General features: G+C 68.8%; 1 pseudogene. It reads left to right on the top strand.

The window, feature by feature from the left end:
* Positions 1 to 487 (top strand): annotated as a pseudogene (locus tag VA603_RS00280) (CPBP family intramembrane glutamate endopeptidase); the annotation flags it as partial.

Raw genomic sequence — 487 nt, 5'->3', positions numbered from 1 at the left:
TGCTCGCCGCCGGCTTCCTGCTGTGCCTGAGCCTGGCGTGTGGCTTGGCCTGGGGCCTGTGGCGCGGCGTCATGGTGGGCATGGAGGCCGCGAAGAACGGCAATGGCATGCCGGCCGGCGAGGACTTGTCGGGCCTGCTGGGTGACCCGGGCGCGCTGGCGCAGATCCTGATCGCCCTGATATCCACCGGCGGCGCGGCACTGGTGCTGTACTTCTGGCGTCGTCGCGCCACGCCGGCCGAGCGCGCGCAATCGCACCGGAATGCCCGCCGCGGTACGACCTGGGGCTGGACGCTGCTGGTAGCGGCCTGCGTGTTCATTGGCAGCAGCCTGATCAGCTGGATCGGCAAGCAGTTCGGCATCGAGCCGGCCCCGACCAACCTGCCGCTGATGGAACAGGCACTGGCCAACTATCCCCTGCTGCTGGTGGTCTTCGCCGTGTTCCTGGCCCCGGCCTATGAGGAATTGCTGTTCCGGCGCGTCCTGTT

This window comes from Stenotrophomonas capsici (assembly GCF_034961085.1).
GTDB classification, from domain to species: Bacteria; Pseudomonadota; Gammaproteobacteria; order Xanthomonadales; family Xanthomonadaceae; genus Stenotrophomonas; species Stenotrophomonas capsici.
Note: the sequence above shows the minus strand (reverse complement) of the source record. Positions and strands in the feature narration are given on the sequence as shown.